Origin of the sequence: Burkholderia sp. AU30280, assembly GCF_020420125.1 — a bacterium.
GTDB lineage: Bacteria > Pseudomonadota > Gammaproteobacteria > Burkholderiales > Burkholderiaceae > Burkholderia.
The window spans coordinates 36,268-52,210 of record NZ_JAIZRY010000018.1 but is presented as its reverse complement, the minus strand read 5'-3'; the positions used below and the strand labels follow the sequence as shown (position 1 = coordinate 52,210).

The window sequence follows — 15,943 nt, the reverse complement described above, 5'->3', positions numbered from 1 at the left end:
CTGGAGGTTGCGCGACGTCGCCGCAGCGATGCAGCGGCAGCCCGCACGCGGCATGGCAACGACGGCGGCCGGCCTTTGCCAGGCCTCCCCGGAACGGCTCAATCCGCCGCTTCGCCGCCCGCCCGCGCAATCGGCGCCGACACGATCGGCCGATGCGACACGCCTTCGTGCGACAACCGGCTTTCAAACAGCGTAAGCGCATCGAACCGCAGCGCGACCGGCCGCTTCACCGCACCGCCGTGCGCCGGCTGTCCGACCGCATCGTGCGGCAGCCGCGCGAGTGTCACGTGCGGGCGGAACGGCCGCCGGTCAGCCGGCACGCCGAGCGCGCGCAGCTTCGCCGACAGCGCGACATTCAACGCCGCACACGCGGGCTCGGCGGCCAGTTCCGCAACGATCAGCCGCGCGCGCGGCAGGCTCGGCCACCACGCGATCCGTTCGACCGGCATTAACGGCAGTGCATGCGCGGCCGCGAGCGCCGGCAGGCATGCGGCCAGCTCGTCGCAGCGCACCCGCTCGATCGCGCCAACGAACGCGAGCGTCACATGCAGTTGCGCGGGCAGCGAACGCCGCGCGCCACGTGCAACCGGCAACGCGTGCAGCGCGTCGCGCGATGCCGCATCGGGCATCAGCGCGACGAACACGCGCAGCCGGTCGCCGTTCATGACTCGCGCACCACCGCGCGAGGCACGCTCGCGGCATCGGCCGCGGCCGGACGCTGCGGCAGCGGGCCATGCTCGCCCCACACGTCGGCCGGCAGCACGTTCGCGAGTGCCGGAATCGTGTTGCGCGTGAACACCGGATCGGCAACGCCTGCCGCGCGCTGACGGCGATAGTCGCGCCATGCCGCGTGCGCGTACTTGCCCAGCGCGAGGATCGCGATCAGGTTGATGATCGCCATCAGCCCCATGCTCGTATCGGCCATCGCCCACACGAGCGGCAGTTGCCCGACGCTGCCGAACATCACCATCGCGAGCACCGCGACGCGGAACAGCGGCAGCACGCCGCGCCGCCTCGTGATGAACTCGACGTTGCCCTCCGCATACGCGTAGTTGCCGATCACCGACGAATACGCGAAGAAGAAGATCGCGAAGGCCATGTAGATGCCGCCCCAATCGCCGACGTGGCTCGCGATCGAGCGCTGGGTGAGCGCCGCGCCTTCCATGCCGGTGCCCAGTTCGTACTGGCCCGACAGCAGGATCACGAAGGCGGTGGCGCTGCAGATCACGATCGTGTCGACGAACACGCCGAGCATCTGGATCAGCCCCTGCACGACCGGATGCCGCGTGCTGGCGGTGGCCGCCGCATTCGGCGCGCTGCCCATGCCGGCCTCGTTCGAGAACAGCCCGCGCTTCACGCCCATCGCGACTGCCTGGCTGACCGCATAGCCCGTCAGGCCGCCCGCCGCCTGCTCGAGACCAAACGCGCTCTTCACGATCAGCGCGATCACGCCCGGCACCAGCGCGATATGCGTCGCGACCGCGTAGACCGCGAGCGCGAGATAGCCGATCGCCATCAGCGGCACGATCACCTGCGCAACTGCCGCGATCCGCCGAATCCCGCCGAAGATGATCGGCGCGGTCAGCAGCACGAGCCCGAGACCTACCGTCGCGCGGCTCCAGCCGAACGACGTGTCGAACGCATCGGCGATCGCGTTGGCCTGCACCGCATTGAACACGAAGCCGAACGCGAGGATCAGCGACAGCGAGAACAGCACGCCGAAGCCGCGCGAGCGCAGGCCCGTCTGGATGTAGTACGCGGGGCCGCCGCGATAGCTGCCGTCCGGATGCGACACCTTGAAGATCTGCGCGAGCGTCGCCTCGACGAACGCGGACGACATCCCGACGAGCGCCGTCATCCACATCCAGAAGATCGCGCCTGGCCCGCCGACGGTCAGCGCGACCGCGACGCCGGCGATGTTGCCGGTACCGACGCGGCTTGCGAGCCCGGTCGCGAACGCCTGGAACGACGAGATGCTGCCCGGCTCGCCCTTGCTGCCGACCAGCTTGATGCTGAGCAACAGCGCCTTCAGCTGGATCATCCGGAACCGCAGCGTGAACCACGCGCCCACGCCGAGCAGCAGCGCGATCAGCACGTAGTTCCACAGCACGCCATTGACGGCGTCGATCAGCCCTTGCACGAATGCTTCCATCCAGAGTCCTTGTAAATGGGGTCGGTCATATGAGGCAGCCGCGCGCACGCGGTCGAAGGGGCCATATGATATGACAGTTTGCAAGGATCATTACAAAACGAAAGGAAAGCAGGATCGCGGAAAATCGATATCCGATGCGATCAGGTTAGGCGACGGTTCGGGAAAATGGCGAGGGCGCTGCGGTGACAGCGAACATGCTGTCCGCATGTGAGCATTGTCGGCAATGAAAAAAACCGGGCGCCCTTTCAGACGCCCGGTTCTCATCGAAACCCGCTCGCGCTATTCAGCTCAGCGCGGCAGTTCCGAATGCCCCATCAGGTACGCATCGACCGAGCGTGCGCACTGGCGGCCTTCGCGGATCGCCCACACCACGAGCGACTGGCCGCGGCGCATGTCGCCCGCCGCGAACACCTTGTCGACCGACGTGTAGTACGAACGATCGCCTTCGGTCGCCGCACGCGCGTTGCCGCGCGCATCCTTCGCGACACCGAATGCCTCGAGCACGGGTGCGGCCGGCTGCGTGAAGCCCATCGCGAGCAGGACGAGGTCGGCCTTCATTTCGAATTCGGAGCCCGGCACTTCCTGCATCTTGCCGTCCTTCCACTCGACGCGCACCGCGATCAGCTTCTCGACCTTGCCGTTCTTGCCTTCGAGACGCTTCGTCGCGACTGCCCAGTCGCGCTCGCAACCTTCCTCGTGCGACGACGACGTGCGCAGCTTGATCGGCCAGTACGGCCACACAAGCGGCTTGTTTTCCTCTTCCGGCGGCTGCGGCAGCAGCTCGAACTGCGTGACCTGCTTCGCGCCGTGGCGGTTCGACGTGCCGACGCAGTCCGAACCCGTGTCGCCACCGCCGATCACGATCACGTGCTTGCCCTTCGCGAGCAACTGGTCGACGAGCTTGTCGCCCGCGTTCACGCGGTTCTGCTGCGGCAGGAAATCCATCGCGAAATGGACGCCCGCGAGCTCGCGGCCCGGCACCGGCAGGTCGCGCGGCGTTTCCGAACCGCCGGCGATCACGACCGCGTCGAATTCTTCCTTCAGCGTGTCCGGCGAGATGGTTTCCTTCGCAAGGCTGCCGATCGACTCGGGCAGCGGATCCTTGCCGATGAACACGCTGGTGCGGAACGTCACGCCTTCCGCTTCCATCTGGCGCATGCGGCGGTCGATCAGCCACTTCTCGAGCTTGAAGTCGGGAATGCCGTAGCGCAGCAGGCCGCCGACGCGGTCGTTCTTCTCGAACACCGTCACGTCGTGGCCCGCACGCGCGAGCTGCTGCGCGGCGGCGAGGCCCGCGGGGCCCGAGCCGACGACGGCAACCTTCTTGCCCGTCTTGTGTGCGGCCGGCTCAGGCTTCACCCAGCCTTCCGCCCAGGCCTTGTCGATGATCGCGTGCTCGATCGACTTGATGCCGACCGGGTCGTCGTTGATCCCGAGCGTGCACGCCGCTTCGCACGGCGCCGGGCAGATGCGGCCCGTGAATTCCGGGAAGTTGTTGGTCGAATGCAGGACTTCGATCGCCTGCTGCCAGTCCTGGCGGTAAACGAGATCGTTGAAGTCCGGAATGATGTTGTTGACCGGGCAGCCGTTGTTGCAGAACGGGATGCCGCAATCCATGCAGCGCGCGCCCTGGACCTTCGCGTCCGCGTCGGTCAGTGCCGCGACGAATTCCTTGTAGTGCTTCACGCGCGTGAGCGGTGCTTCGTACGCCTCGTGGCGGCGTTCGAACTCCAGAAAACCGGTTGCCTTGCCCATAAGGTGCTCTTCTGTTCGGTATGTCGAGTGGGGGAGCCGCGCGCGGCAGTCATGCGCGCGCGGCAGTCGCTATGTCGTTCGTCGCTCAGGCGGCCAGTTCTTCCTTCGCCGCCTTCTTCGCGCCGATCTCGCCGAGCGCGCGCTTGTATTCGTGCGGGAACACCTTCACGAACTGGCGGCGCGCCGCGTCCCAGTTTTCCAGCAGCGACTTCGCGCGCGGCGAACCCGTGAACTGGAAATGACGCTCGACGAGCCCCTTGAGCAGCGCTTCGTCCGTCGTGCCCGCATGCCAGAGTGCGCGGTCGACCGTGCGCTCCTGCTCGGCCTGCTGCAGCACCGGCTCGAGCGCGACCATCGACTTGTTGCACTTCGCCGCGAACGTGCCTTCCGGATCGTAGATGTACGCGAGACCGCCCGACATGCCGGCCGCGAAGTTGCGCCCGGTCTCGCCGAGCACGACGACCGTGCCGCCCGTCATGTATTCGCAGCCGTGGTCGCCCGTACCTTCGACGACCGCCGTCGCGCCCGAGTTGCGCACGCAGAAGCGCTCGCCCGCGACGCCGCGGAAGAAGGCTTCGCCTTCGATCGCGCCGTACATCACCGTGTTGCCGCAGATGATGTTTTCCTCGGACTTGCCGCGGAAGTCGTTGGTCGGTCGGATGATGATCCGGCCGCCCGACAGGCCCTTGCCGACGTAGTCGTTGCCGTCGCCGACGAGGTCGAGCGTCACGCCCTTCGCGAGGAACGCGCCGAAGCTCTGGCCGGCCGTGCCCTTCAGCTGGATGTGCACCGCGTCGTCCGCCAGGCCGTCGTGGCCATGCTTCTTCGCGATCACGCCCGACAGCATCGCGCCGACCGTCCGGTTCACGTTGCGCACCGGCTGGATGAACGACACATGTTCGCCGTTCTCGATCGCGGCCTTCGCCTTCTCGATCAGCACGTGGTCGAGCGCGCGCTCGAGGCCGTGATCCTGCACGTCGACGTGACGCGGCGCGACGTCCTCACACTCTTCCGGCTGGTAGAACACGCGCGAGAAGTCGAGGCCCTTCGCCTTCCAGTGCTCGACGCCCTTGCGCGTATCGAGCAGGTCGGCGCGGCCGATCAAGTCGTCGAACTTCGCGATGCCGAGCTGCGCCATGATCTCGCGCACTTCCTCGGCGACGAAGAAGAAGTAGTTCACGACGTGCTCGGGCTGGCCCTTGAACTTCGCACGCAGCACCGGATCCTGCGTCGCGACGCCGACCGGGCACGTGTTCAGGTGGCATTTGCGCATCATGATGCAGCCTTCGACGACGAGCGGCGCCGTCGCGAAGCCGAATTCGTCCGCGCCGAGCAGCGCGCCGATCACGACGTCGCGGCCCGTCTTCATCTGGCCGTCGGCCTGCACGCGGATGCGGCCGCGCAGGCGGTTCAGCACCAGCGTCTGCTGCGTTTCGGCAAGGCCGAGTTCCCACGGCGTGCCCGCGTGCTTGACCGACGACAGCGGCGACGCACCCGTGCCGCCGTCATGGCCGGCGATCACGACGTGATCGGCCTTCGCCTTCGCGACACCGGCCGCGACCGTGCCGACGCCCACTTCCGACACGAGCTTCACGGAGATGCTCGCGCTCGGGTTCACGTTCTTCAGGTCGTGGATCAGCTGCGCCAGATCCTCGATCGAGTAGATGTCGTGGTGCGGCGGCGGCGAGATCAGGCCGACGCCCGGCACCGAGTAACGCAGCTTGCCGATGTATTCGGACACCTTGTGACCCGGCAGCTGGCCGCCTTCACCCGGCTTCGCGCCCTGCGCCATCTTGATCTGGATCTGGTCGGCCGACGCGAGGTACTCGGCGGTGACGCCGAAGCGGCCCGATGCGACCTGCTTGATCTTCGAGCGCAGCGAATCGCCGTCCTTCAGCGCAATGTCGCTGACGATCTCGTCGCCGATCACCGACTTCAGCGTCTCGCCTGACTTGATCGGAATGCCGCGCAGTTCGTTGCGGTAGCGCTTCTCGTCCTCGCCGCCTTCGCCGGTGTTCGACTTGCCGCCGATCCGGTTCATCGCGATCGCGAGCGTTGCGTGCGCTTCGGTGCTGATCGAACCGAGCGACATCGCGCCCGTCGCGAAACGCTTGACGATGTCCTTCGCCGGCTCGACGTCGTCGATCGGGATCGCCTTGGTCGGCTCGACCTTGAACTCGAACAGGCCACGGAACGTCATGTGACGCTTGGTCTGGTCGTTGATCAGGTGCGCGTATTCCTTGTACGTCTGGTACGAATTGCTGCGCGTCGCGTGCTGCAGCTTCGCGATCGAATCCGGTGTCCACATGTGGTCTTCGCCGCGCACGCGGTACGCGTACTCGCCGCCCGCGTCGAGCATGTCGCGCAGGACCGGGCTGTCGCCGAACGCGTCGCGGTGCAGGCGGATCGCCTCTTCCGCCACTTCGAACAGGCCGATGCCGCCGACCTTCGACGCGGTGCCCTTGAAGTACTTCTCGACGAGGTCGCTCGACAGGCCGAGCGCCTCGAAGATCTGCGCGCCCGTGTACGACATGTACGTCGAGATGCCCATCTTCGACATCACCTTCTGCAGGCCCTTGCCGACCGCCTTCGTGAAGTTGTAGACGGCCTTCTCCGGCGACAGGTCGCCCGGCAGCCCTTCGGCCATCTTCGCGAGCGTTTCCATCGCGAGATACGGGTGCACGGCTTCCGCGCCGTAGCCCGCGAGCAGCGCGAAGTGGTGCGTTTCACGCGCGGAGCCCGTCTCGACGACGAGGCCCGTGCTCGTGCGCAGCCCTTGCTGGACGAGGTGCGTGTGGATCGCCGACGTGGCGAGCAGCGCCGGAATCGCGACATGCTCGGCGTCCGTCTTGCGGTCCGACACGATCAGCATGTTGTAGCCCGACTTCACCGCGTCGACGGCTTCCGCGCACAGCGACGCGAGACGCGCCTCAATACCTTCCTTGCCCCAGGCCACCGGATAACAGATGTTCAGCTCGTAGGCGCTGAACTTGCCGCCCGTGTACTGGTCGATCGCGCGGATCTTCGCGATGTCCTTGAAGTCGAGCACCGGCTGCGACACTTCGAGACGCATCGGCGGGTTGATGTTGTTCGTGTCGAGCAGGTTCGGCTTCGGGCCGATGAACGACACGAGCGACATGACCATGTTCTCGCGGATCGGGTCGATCGGCGGGTTCGTGACCTGCGCGAACAGCTGCTTGAAGTAGTGATAGAGCGTCTTGTTCTTGTTCGACATCACCGCGAGCGGCGAGTCGTTGCCCATCGAGCCGACGGCCTCTTCACCCTGCTGCGCCATCGGCGCCATCAGGAACTTCAGGTCTTCCTGCGTATAGCCGAACGCCTGCTGGCGGTCGAGCAGCGCGGCGCCCTGCGTGCGGCCGGCCGCGACGTCCTCGGCCTTCGGCTCGATCTCGTCGAGCTTGATGCGCACGGCGTCGATCCAGCTCTTGTACGGCTTCGCGTTCGCGAGGTTGTCCTTCAGTTCCTTGTCGTCGATGATGCGGCCGTGTTCCATGTCGATCAGGAACATCTTGCCCGGCTGCAGGCGCCACTTCTTGACGATCTTCGATTCGGGGATCGGCAGCGTGCCGGCTTCCGACGCCATGATGACGAGGTCGTCGTCGGTGACGATGTAGCGGGCCGGGCGCAGGCCGTTGCGGTCGAGCGTCGCGCCGATCTGGCGGCCGTCGGTGAACGCGATCGCGGCCGGACCGTCCCACGGCTCCATCATCGCGGCGTGGTATTCGTAGAACGCGCGGCGGTTCTCGTCCATCAGCGTGTGCTGTTCCCACGCTTCCGGAATCATCATCATCACCGCGTGCACGAGCGGGTAGCCGGCCATCACCAGCAGCTCGAGACAGTTGTCGAACGATGCGGTGTCCGACTGGCCCGGGTAGATCAGCGGCCACAGCTTCGGCAGATCGTCGGCGAGCACGTGCGACGCGATCGCGCCGGTACGCGCGTTCAGCCAGTTCACGTTGCCCTTCACGGTGTTGATCTCGCCGTTGTGCGCGATCATCCGGTACGGGTGAGCCAGTTCCCACGCCGGGAACGTATTGGTCGAGAAGCGCTGGTGCACGAGCGCGAGCGCCGATACGACACGCGTGTCCTGCAGGTCGCGGTAATACACGCCGACCTGGCCCGCGAGCAGCAGCCCCTTGTAGACGATCGTGCGCGCCGACATCGACGGCACGAAGTATTCCTTGCCGTGCTTGAGCTTCAGCGCCTGGATGCGGTGGCTCGCCGTCTTGCGGATCACGTACAGCTTCCGCTCGAGCGCGTCCGTCACCATGATGTCCTTGCCGCGGCCGATGAAGATCTGGCGGATCAACGGCTCGCTCGCCTTCACGGTCGGCGAAATCGGCATCGCATGGTCGACCGGCACGTCGCGCCAGCCGAGCACGACCTGGCCTTCGGCCTTCACCGTGCGCTCGAGCTCCTGCTCGCACGCGAGACGCGACGCGTTTTCCTTCGGCAGGAAGATCATGCCGACCCCATATTCGCCGGCCGGCGGCAGCATCACGCCCTGCTTCGCCATTTCCTCGCGATAGAACGCGTCCGGAATCTGGATCAGGATGCCCGCGCCGTCGCCCATCAGCGGATCGGCGCCGACCGCGCCACGGTGATCGAGGTTCTCGAGGATCTTCAGACCCTGCTGAATGATCTCGTGGCTCTTCTTGCCCTTGATGTGAGCGACGAAGCCGACGCCACAGGCGTCGTGTTCGTTTTGCGGGTCATACAGACCTTGTGCGGCGGGCACCGCGGCGAGCGGCTGCTGGTGGTCGTTCATGGGGACACCGTCGTAAAGGGGGCCTGGAGGCCGTTGAACCATTTTCTTGTTGCCGTCGATCCCGCTCCCGACGGGAGACGGCGCGGCCGACGGTGGATGGGCATGCTTCGCCCGGGCCACCGGAATTCGGAATATACGCGACGAATCAAGGGAATAGCAACAAAAACCGCTTGATCGAACCCCAATTAAATGGATGCTTCTATCTGGTGCCGTTTTATTAGGGTCGTATCGTTTTGGTGCAAAAAGAAGCGGCGCTCGCAGCGCCGCCTCCCGAGCCGTCGTTCCTGCGTTACTGCTGGATCGGCGGCGTGTTTTCTCGCACCTTTCTGGGGCGTCCGCGCGGCAGCGGCGATACGCGCCGGTTCGCGGTGCGCGCCGCCCACTCGCGGTAGTTCTCGCCGCCGAGTACCCAGCCCTTGAGCGTCGCCTGCTGCAACTGGTCGGCCTGCCGCTCGTCGAGCGGCTGCTCGCACAGCTCCTTGTACGCACGCTGGCGGTCGAACGGCGTGTTGCCGAGCGCCCAGTAGAGCGGATGGTCGGTGATCAGGCTGTCGACGGTGAGCCCGACGTGATGCCGGTAGCTCGACCAGCGATAGGCCTCGGGTGTCGCGACGAGCTGCGAGCGCACCGGGCTCATCTCGACCACGCGACTCGCGAGCAGGAAATAGCGCTCGCCTTCGATCACGGTCGCGCGATAGCGGCCTTCCCACAGGGTGCCGCGCCGCGAATAGCGCCGGTTGAAATGCGCAACGTAGCGGCGACCGACGGCCTGCATCGCCTTCGGCAGGCTCGCCTCGTCGCTCGGCGTCACGAGGAGTTGCACCTGGCGCGGCAGCAGCACGTAGGCATGCACCGACAGGTGGTGATCGCGCGCGGCGGCCTTCAGGCAGTCGATGAAGAGTTCGTAGTCCTGGTCGTCGACGAACGCGGGTTGCTGATCCAGGCCGCGCAGTATCACGTGCTGCGGCTGGTCGGGAACGTAGAGTCGTGCTAACCGTGCCATGCTGAATGTCCGTTTGAACGCGTTAGGAAATACCCGGAGGTCCGAAAGTGCGCACCTACGTAGAATGCCCGTCCTATCGGTGCGCGAATGCGTACGGTCGTACTAATCCTAGGGTGAAAACTCTAACTTACGAGCTTGTTTGGTTTTAAACGCAGTCGTCATAATGAGCACGCCTTAGATCGGAGGAGACACAATGAAACGAAAACTGGCCATTACGGGGGCCGCAGCGCTCGCATTCACGTTTGCGGGCGGTACGGCACATGCACAATCCGCAGGTGATTTCTACGTCAGCACCGGCTGGCTGCACCTGTCACCGCAGGACAGCAGCGATCCGCTGTTCCTGTATGGCGTCGGCGGCACGCCCATCAACCAATCGATTCCCAACACGGGCGCCGGCATCAACGACGCCGATACGCTCGGGCTCGCCGCTGGCTACTTCGTCACCGACCACATCTCCACCGAGCTCGTGATGGGGATACCGCCGAAGTTCGACATTACCGGCAAGGGTCAGTTCGAACAGTTTGGCGTACTCGGCCGTGCGTATCAGTGGAGCCCCGCCGTACTGCTTCGCTACCACTTCAACGACGCCAACGCGAAGTTCCGTCCGTATGTCGGCGTCGGCGCGACGTATATCTGGTTCACCGGCGCGAAGATCACGAACAGCGCGTTCGAGAACGGCGTACTCGGCGGCCCGACCAGCGCGCAGACCAGCAACCAGTGGGCGCCCGTGTTCAACGCCGGCTTCACGTACAACTTCACGAAACACTGGTTCGCGGGCCTGTCGCTCTCGTACATCCCGGTCAGCGTGACCGCGACCTTCACGACGGCCCGCCGGACGCCGGTCGGCACCCTGACCGAAACGTCGAAAGCGAAGATCTCCCTCAATCCGATCGTCACGTACCTGAACGTCGGTTACCGCTTCTAAGCGTAGTCGAATATTTGGGGAATGGTTAATCCTGCTGCAATTTGTAGCGGAATTTTCGTGACGTAACGTCTCCACGATGCAAAACGCCCCGGCGGATTCCCGTCGGGGCGTCGTTTTTTTGTCTCAGGGTCTTCCCGCATCCACCATCGCACGGGACCGGCCGCTACGCGATATCGTCCAGCGCATCGGGGGCGATGAGGTCGATCCGGTCCGTGCAAACCGCGTCGACACCCCAGCGCGCGAGTTCTCGCGCCCGTTCGAGGTCGTTCACCGTGTACACCAGGATGCGCAGCCCGGCCGCCTTGATCGCGCGCACGAGCGCTTCGTCGAGCTGCTTGTGGTCTGCATGCAACGAAACGCAGCCGAGCGCGCCGACGACTTGCGCATGCCAGTCGTCCGGCACCGCCTCGTAGAGCATCCCGCGCGGCAGCGCAGGCGCCGTCGCGCGCGCCTGTTGCAGCGCCTCGGACGAGAACGACGACAGGAGCGGCGGGACCGCGGCATCACGCCAGTACGCGGCCGCGTCGGCCGCCACGCGCTGCCCCGTCTCGCGCTCGCGCCCCGGGCACGGCTTGATCTCGACATTCGCGGCCAGCCCGTGGGCGATGCAGCGCGCCGCCGCCGCCTCGAGCGTCGGCATCCGCTCGCCGGCGAAGCGCGCGTCGAGCCACGCACCCGCGTCGAGCGCGGCCAGCGCCGCATAACGCATGCCCGCCGCCGCGCCGTGACCGTTCGACGTGCGGTCGACCGTGTCGTCGTGCAGCAGGAACGTCACGTCGTCGGCCGACAGCTTCGCGTCGAACTCGACCATCCGGTGGCCGCGGCGCGCGCCCTCGTCGAGCGCGGCGAGCGTGTTCTCCGGTGCGAGCGTGCCGCCGCCACGATGGGCGACGACGCGCGGATAGGGCCACCAGTCGGTACGGGTCGTCATCGTCGGTCTCTCGCCAAGGTCAGCAGGTTCAACCGGCACGCTTGCCGGTCTCGGGATCGAAGAAATGCAGCCGGTGCGCGGGCAGCGCCGCCGCCAGCGCCGAGCCGCGCGCGGGACGGTCCGCGTGCGGCAGGCGCACCGCGACGTCGTGATTGCCCCAGCGGCCGTGCGCGAGATTGTCCGCGCCGAGCAGCTCGCACGAGTCGACCGGCAGCGTCGCCTGCGCGACGCCCGGCTGCGGCGTCATGTGTTCGGGACGCACGCCGAGCACCCAGTCGCGCCCGGTGGCGATCGTCGTGCCGATGCCGGGGGCGCCGGCGACCGGCAGCGCGGGGCCGCCCCCCGCGACCGTAAACGTCGCGCCGTCGTCCGACAGCCGGCCGTGCATCAGGTTCATCGCGGGCGAGCCGATGAAGCCGGCGACGAACACCGTCGCCGGCTTCTCGTACACGTCGACCGGCGCACCGATCTGCTCCGCGTAGCCGCGATTCATCACGATCACGCGCTGCGCGAGCGTCATCGCCTCGATCTGGTCGTGCGTCACGTAGACGCTCGTCGTCGCGAGCCGCGCATGCAACCGCTGGATCTCGAGCCGCATTTGTACGCGCAACTTCGCGTCGAGGTTCGACAACGGCTCGTCGAACAGGAACACCGACGGCTCGCGCACGATCGCGCGCCCCATCGCGACGCGCTGCCGCTGGCCGCCCGACAACTCGCGCGGCCGCCGCGCGAGCAGCGGCTCGAGTTCGAGGATCTTCGCGGCCGCCGCCACCCGCGAATCGATCGTCGCTCGCTCGATCCCGCGGATCTTCAGCCCGTAGCCCATGTTCTGCGCGACCGTCATGTGCGGGTACAGCGCATAGTTCTGGAACACCATCGCGATGTCGCGATCCTTCGGCTCCAGCGCGTTGACGACGCGCTCGCCGATCGCGATCTCGCCGTCCGTCACGCTCTCGAGCCCCGCGATCATCCGCAGCAACGTCGACTTGCCGCAGCCCGACGGGCCGACCAGCACGATGAATTCGCCGTCGGCGATCTCCACGTCGATGCCATGCAGCACGTGCTGCTTGCCGTCGTAGGATTTCCTGACGCCCTTCAAGCTCAGCGCAGCCATTCTTGGTCTTTCTCCCGGTTGCCGTCCGTCATTTATTTCTCGGAATCGACGAGGCCGCGCACGAACCAGCGCTGCATCGCCAGCACGACGACGAGCGGCGGGATCATCCCGAGCAGCGTCGCCGCCATCACGTATTGCCATTCGGTCGCGGCGTCGCCGCTCGCGATCATCGTCTTGATGCCCACCACCGCCGTCGACAGCGATGCCTCCGTCGTGATCAGGATCGGCCACAGATACTGGTTCCAGCCGTAGATGAACGTGATCACGAACAGTGCCGCGATGCTCGTCTTCGACAGCGGCAGCACGACGTCCCAGAAGAACCGCAGCGGCCCCGCGCCGTCGATGCGCGCGGCGTCCATCAGCTCGTCGGGCAGCGTCATGAAGAACTGGCGGAACAGGAACGTCGCGGTCGCCGATGCGATCAGCGGCAGCGTGAGCCCTGCGTAGGTGTTCGTCAGGTGCAGCGTCGACACGACCTGCACGGTCGGGAAGATCCGCACTTCCACCGGCAGCATCAGCGTGACGAAGATCAGCCAGAACGCCGTGTTGCGGAACGGGAAGCGGAAATAGACGATCGCATACGCGGACAGGATCGACACCGCGATCTTGCCCACCGCGATGCCGAGTGCCATCGCGAAGCTGTTCACGAGCAGGCGGCCGAACGGCGCCGTCGTGCCGCCGCTGCCGTGCCCCCAGATGTACGCGACGTTCTCGAACAGGTGCGTGCTCGGCACGAGCGATAGCGGCACCGTGAACACTTCCTGCGCGTTCATCGTCGCCGCGCAGAATGCGACGTACACGGGAAACACGACCAGCACGACGCCCGCGATCAGCACCGCGTGGCAAAACAGGTCGAAGCCCTTGCGATTTTCGATCATGCGTATTGCACCCTGCGTTCGACGAAGCGGAACTGGATCACCGTGAGCCCGACGACGATGATCATCAGCACGACCGACTGCGCGCCCGAGCTGCCGATATCGAGCCCCTGGAAGCCCTCCGCGAAGATCTTGTAGATCAGCGTCTTCGTGCTCTGCGCCGGGCCGCCGCCGGTGGCGGCATCGATCACCGGGAACGTGTCGAAGAACGCGTAGACGAGGTTCACGACCAGCAGGAAGAAGCTGGTGGGCGACAGCAGCGGCAGCACGATGTTGAAGAAGCGCCGCACCGGCCCGGCGCCGTCGATCGCCGCCGCCTCGATCAGCGAGCGCGGGATCGCCTGCAGGCCCGCGTAGAAGAACAGGAAGTTGTAGCTCACCTGTTTCCACACCGACGCGAGCACGACCAGGAACATCGCCTGGCCGCCGTTCAGCGCGTGGTTCCACACGATGCCGCTCTTCGCGAGCGCATAGGTGATCAGGCCGATGCTTGGGTTGAACAGGAACGCCCACAGCACGGCGGCGATCGTCGGGGCGACCGCGTACGGCCAGATCAGCAGCGTGCGATACACGCGCGCGCCGCGGATCACGCGATCGGCGCACGCGGCGAGGATCAGCGACACGACAAGCCCGCTCACCGTGACGAGCGAACTGAACACGAGCGTCGTGCGGAACGAATCGAGATACAGCGGATCGGCGAACAGGTGCGTGAAGTTCGCGAGGCCGACGAATTCGCTCGACGTGCCGAACGCATCCTGCGTCTGCGTCGACTGCCACAGCGCAACGCCAGCCGGCCACAGGAAGAACACGGCGGTGATCGCGAGCTGCGGCGCGATCAGCAGGTACGGCAACAGGCTCGTACCGAAACGGGAACGGGATTGCATCGCGGATATCCGGTCAGGCGCAACGAAAAGGTGACCGCGCCGCCGGCCGGCGCGTGCATCCGTACGGGAGGCGACGCGACCGGCGGCACGAAGCGATGCAGGCTCAGCCGCCCGACTTCTCGAAGCGGCGCAGCAGTTCGTCGCCGCGCGACGCGGCCGAATCGAGCGCGTCCTTCGGCGACTTCTTCTGCGCCCAGACCTGTTCGAACTCCTCGTCGACCACCGTGCGGATCTGCGGCATGTTGCCCAGACGCAGCCCCTTCGTGTACGGCAGCGGCGGCTTGTTCAGCATCTGCTTGATCGCGGTTTCGGCGCTCGGGTTCTTCGCGTAGAAGCCCTGCTGGCGCGTGAGGTCGTACGCCGCGGTCGTCACCGGCAGGTAGCCCGTGTCCTGGTGCCACTTCGCGGCGACCGCCGGCGAGGCCAGGTACGCGAGGAATTTCGCGACGCCCTTGTAGGTCGCCGGATCCTTGCCGGCCAGCACCCACAGGCTCGCGCCGCCGATGATGGCATTCTGCGGCGCGCCCTTCACGTTCGCGTCGTACGGCATCATGCCCGTGCCGTAGCTGAACTTCGCGAACTTCTGCACGTTCGCGAGCGCGCCCGACGACGTCGTCATGATCCCGCAGTCGCCGCTGTAGAACTTCGCCGACGCTTCATCCTTGCGGCCCGCGTAAGTGAACGTGCCGTCCTTCGCCATCTGCTGCAGGAACGAGATGTGCGCGATCTGCTGCGGCTTGTTGAATTCGAGCACCGCGTCGGTGCCGTCGAAGCCGTTGTTGCGGCTCGCGAACGGCAGCCCGTGCCACGCACTGTAGTTCTCGAGCTGGATCCAGCCCTGCCAGCCGGTCGTGAAGCCGCATGCCATCCCCGACTTGCGCAGCTTCTCGGCGTCGGCCTTCACGTCGGCCCACGTCTTCGGCGGCTGGTTCGGGTCGAGCCCGGCCTTTTTGAACGCGTCCTTGTTGTAGTACAGCACCGGCGTCGAGCTGTTGAACGGCATCGATACGAGGTGGCCCGTCTTCGCGTCGCTGTAGTAGCTCGCGATGGTCGGCACGAACCCCTTTTCGTCGAGCGGCACGCCGGCCTGCTTGAACACGTCGTAGACAGGAACGACGGCCTTCTTCGCCTGCATCATCGTGGCCGTGCCGACTTCATAGACCTGGAGGATCGCCGGCGCGTTGCCGCTGCGATAGGCCGCGATGCCGGCCGCGAGTGCCTGGTCGTAGGTGCCCTTGAAGACCGGCACGATCTTGTAGTCGCTCTGCGACGCATTGAACTGGTCGGCAATCGCGTTGACCCGCTCGCCGAGCGCGGCTTCCATCGCGTGCCAGAACTGGATTTCCGTCGCGGCGAGCGCCACGTGCTGCACCCCGAATATCAGCGCGCCGCCGAGCGCGATAGAACGAACCAGTGTCCCCGCAGGCTTCTTCTTCATCGACCTCTCTCCTATGAAAACGTTACCAACAGCGTGTGCAACATTCCCGTCGCCATTGAACCGGCGAAGTCTAGTGA

General features: G+C 66.0%; 11 protein-coding genes. 1 reads left to right on the top strand and 10 read right to left on the bottom strand.

The features are described 5' to 3' along the window. Positions 1–98 precede the first annotated feature (98 nt). The 5 genes from thpR to LGN17_RS31700 form a co-directional block, all read right to left on the bottom strand. The gene (thpR, locus tag LGN17_RS31720) at positions 99–665 is read right to left on the bottom strand and encodes an RNA 2',3'-cyclic phosphodiesterase (protein ID WP_226200896.1); all 567 of its coding nucleotides are present in this window, start codon (positions 663–665) and stop codon (positions 99–101) included. Then, positions 662–2,152: an alanine/glycine:cation symporter family protein gene (locus LGN17_RS31715; protein ID WP_226200895.1), complete on the bottom strand. Its 1,491-nt coding sequence runs from the start codon at positions 2,150–2,152 to the stop codon at positions 662–664. Before LGN17_RS31715 ends, thpR begins: the two co-directional genes overlap by 4 nt. Before the next feature lie 288 nt (positions 2,153–2,440). Continuing rightward, complete coding sequence (locus tag LGN17_RS31710) at positions 2,441–3,907, bottom strand: glutamate synthase subunit beta (RefSeq protein WP_175957891.1); 1,467 nt, start codon at positions 3,905–3,907, stop codon at positions 2,441–2,443. Between the two features lie 85 nt (positions 3,908–3,992). Further along, complete coding sequence (locus LGN17_RS31705) at positions 3,993–8,696, bottom strand: glutamate synthase-related protein (RefSeq protein ID WP_226200894.1); 4,704 nt, start codon at positions 8,694–8,696, stop codon at positions 3,993–3,995. A 289-nt stretch (positions 8,697–8,985) separates the two neighbouring features. Then, entirely contained in the window at positions 8,986–9,699 is a 714-nt protein-coding gene (locus LGN17_RS31700) for a transposase (protein WP_027783329.1), read from the bottom strand. 193 nt (positions 9,700–9,892) lie between these two features. On the opposite strand from LGN17_RS31700, the gene LGN17_RS31695 reads away from it, so the two are divergent. Next, positions 9,893–10,624: an OmpW/AlkL family protein gene (locus tag LGN17_RS31695; RefSeq protein ID WP_226200893.1), complete on the top strand. Its 732-nt coding sequence runs from the start codon at positions 9,893–9,895 to the stop codon at positions 10,622–10,624. A 163-nt stretch (positions 10,625–10,787) separates the two neighbouring features. On the opposite strand, the gene ugpQ is transcribed toward LGN17_RS31695, so the two are convergent. From ugpQ to ugpB, 5 genes are all read right to left on the bottom strand, one after another. Beyond that, positions 10,788–11,555 (bottom strand): glycerophosphodiester phosphodiesterase, encoded by a 768-nt coding sequence (ugpQ, locus tag LGN17_RS31690; RefSeq protein ID WP_226200892.1) that lies wholly within the window; start codon positions 11,553–11,555, stop codon positions 10,788–10,790. A gap of 28 nt (positions 11,556–11,583) precedes the next feature. Next, complete coding sequence (locus LGN17_RS31685) at positions 11,584–12,669, bottom strand: sn-glycerol-3-phosphate import ATP-binding protein UgpC (protein WP_226200891.1); 1,086 nt, start codon at positions 12,667–12,669, stop codon at positions 11,584–11,586. Positions 12,670–12,701: 32 nt separating this feature from the next. Then, positions 12,702–13,547, bottom strand: coding sequence for a sn-glycerol-3-phosphate ABC transporter permease UgpE (gene ugpE, locus LGN17_RS31680; RefSeq protein ID WP_226200890.1), 846 nt, complete (start codon positions 13,545–13,547; stop codon positions 12,702–12,704). Beyond that, entirely contained in the window at positions 13,544–14,428 is an 885-nt protein-coding gene (gene ugpA, locus LGN17_RS31675) for a sn-glycerol-3-phosphate ABC transporter permease UgpA (protein WP_226200889.1), read from the bottom strand. The genes ugpE and ugpA overlap by 4 nt, the downstream gene beginning before the upstream one ends. A gap of 103 nt (positions 14,429–14,531) precedes the next feature. Next, the gene (ugpB, locus tag LGN17_RS31670; protein ID WP_226200888.1) at positions 14,532–15,866 is read right to left on the bottom strand and encodes a sn-glycerol-3-phosphate ABC transporter substrate-binding protein UgpB; all 1,335 of its coding nucleotides are present in this window, start codon (positions 15,864–15,866) and stop codon (positions 14,532–14,534) included. Between the last annotated feature and the right edge of the window lie 77 nt (positions 15,867–15,943).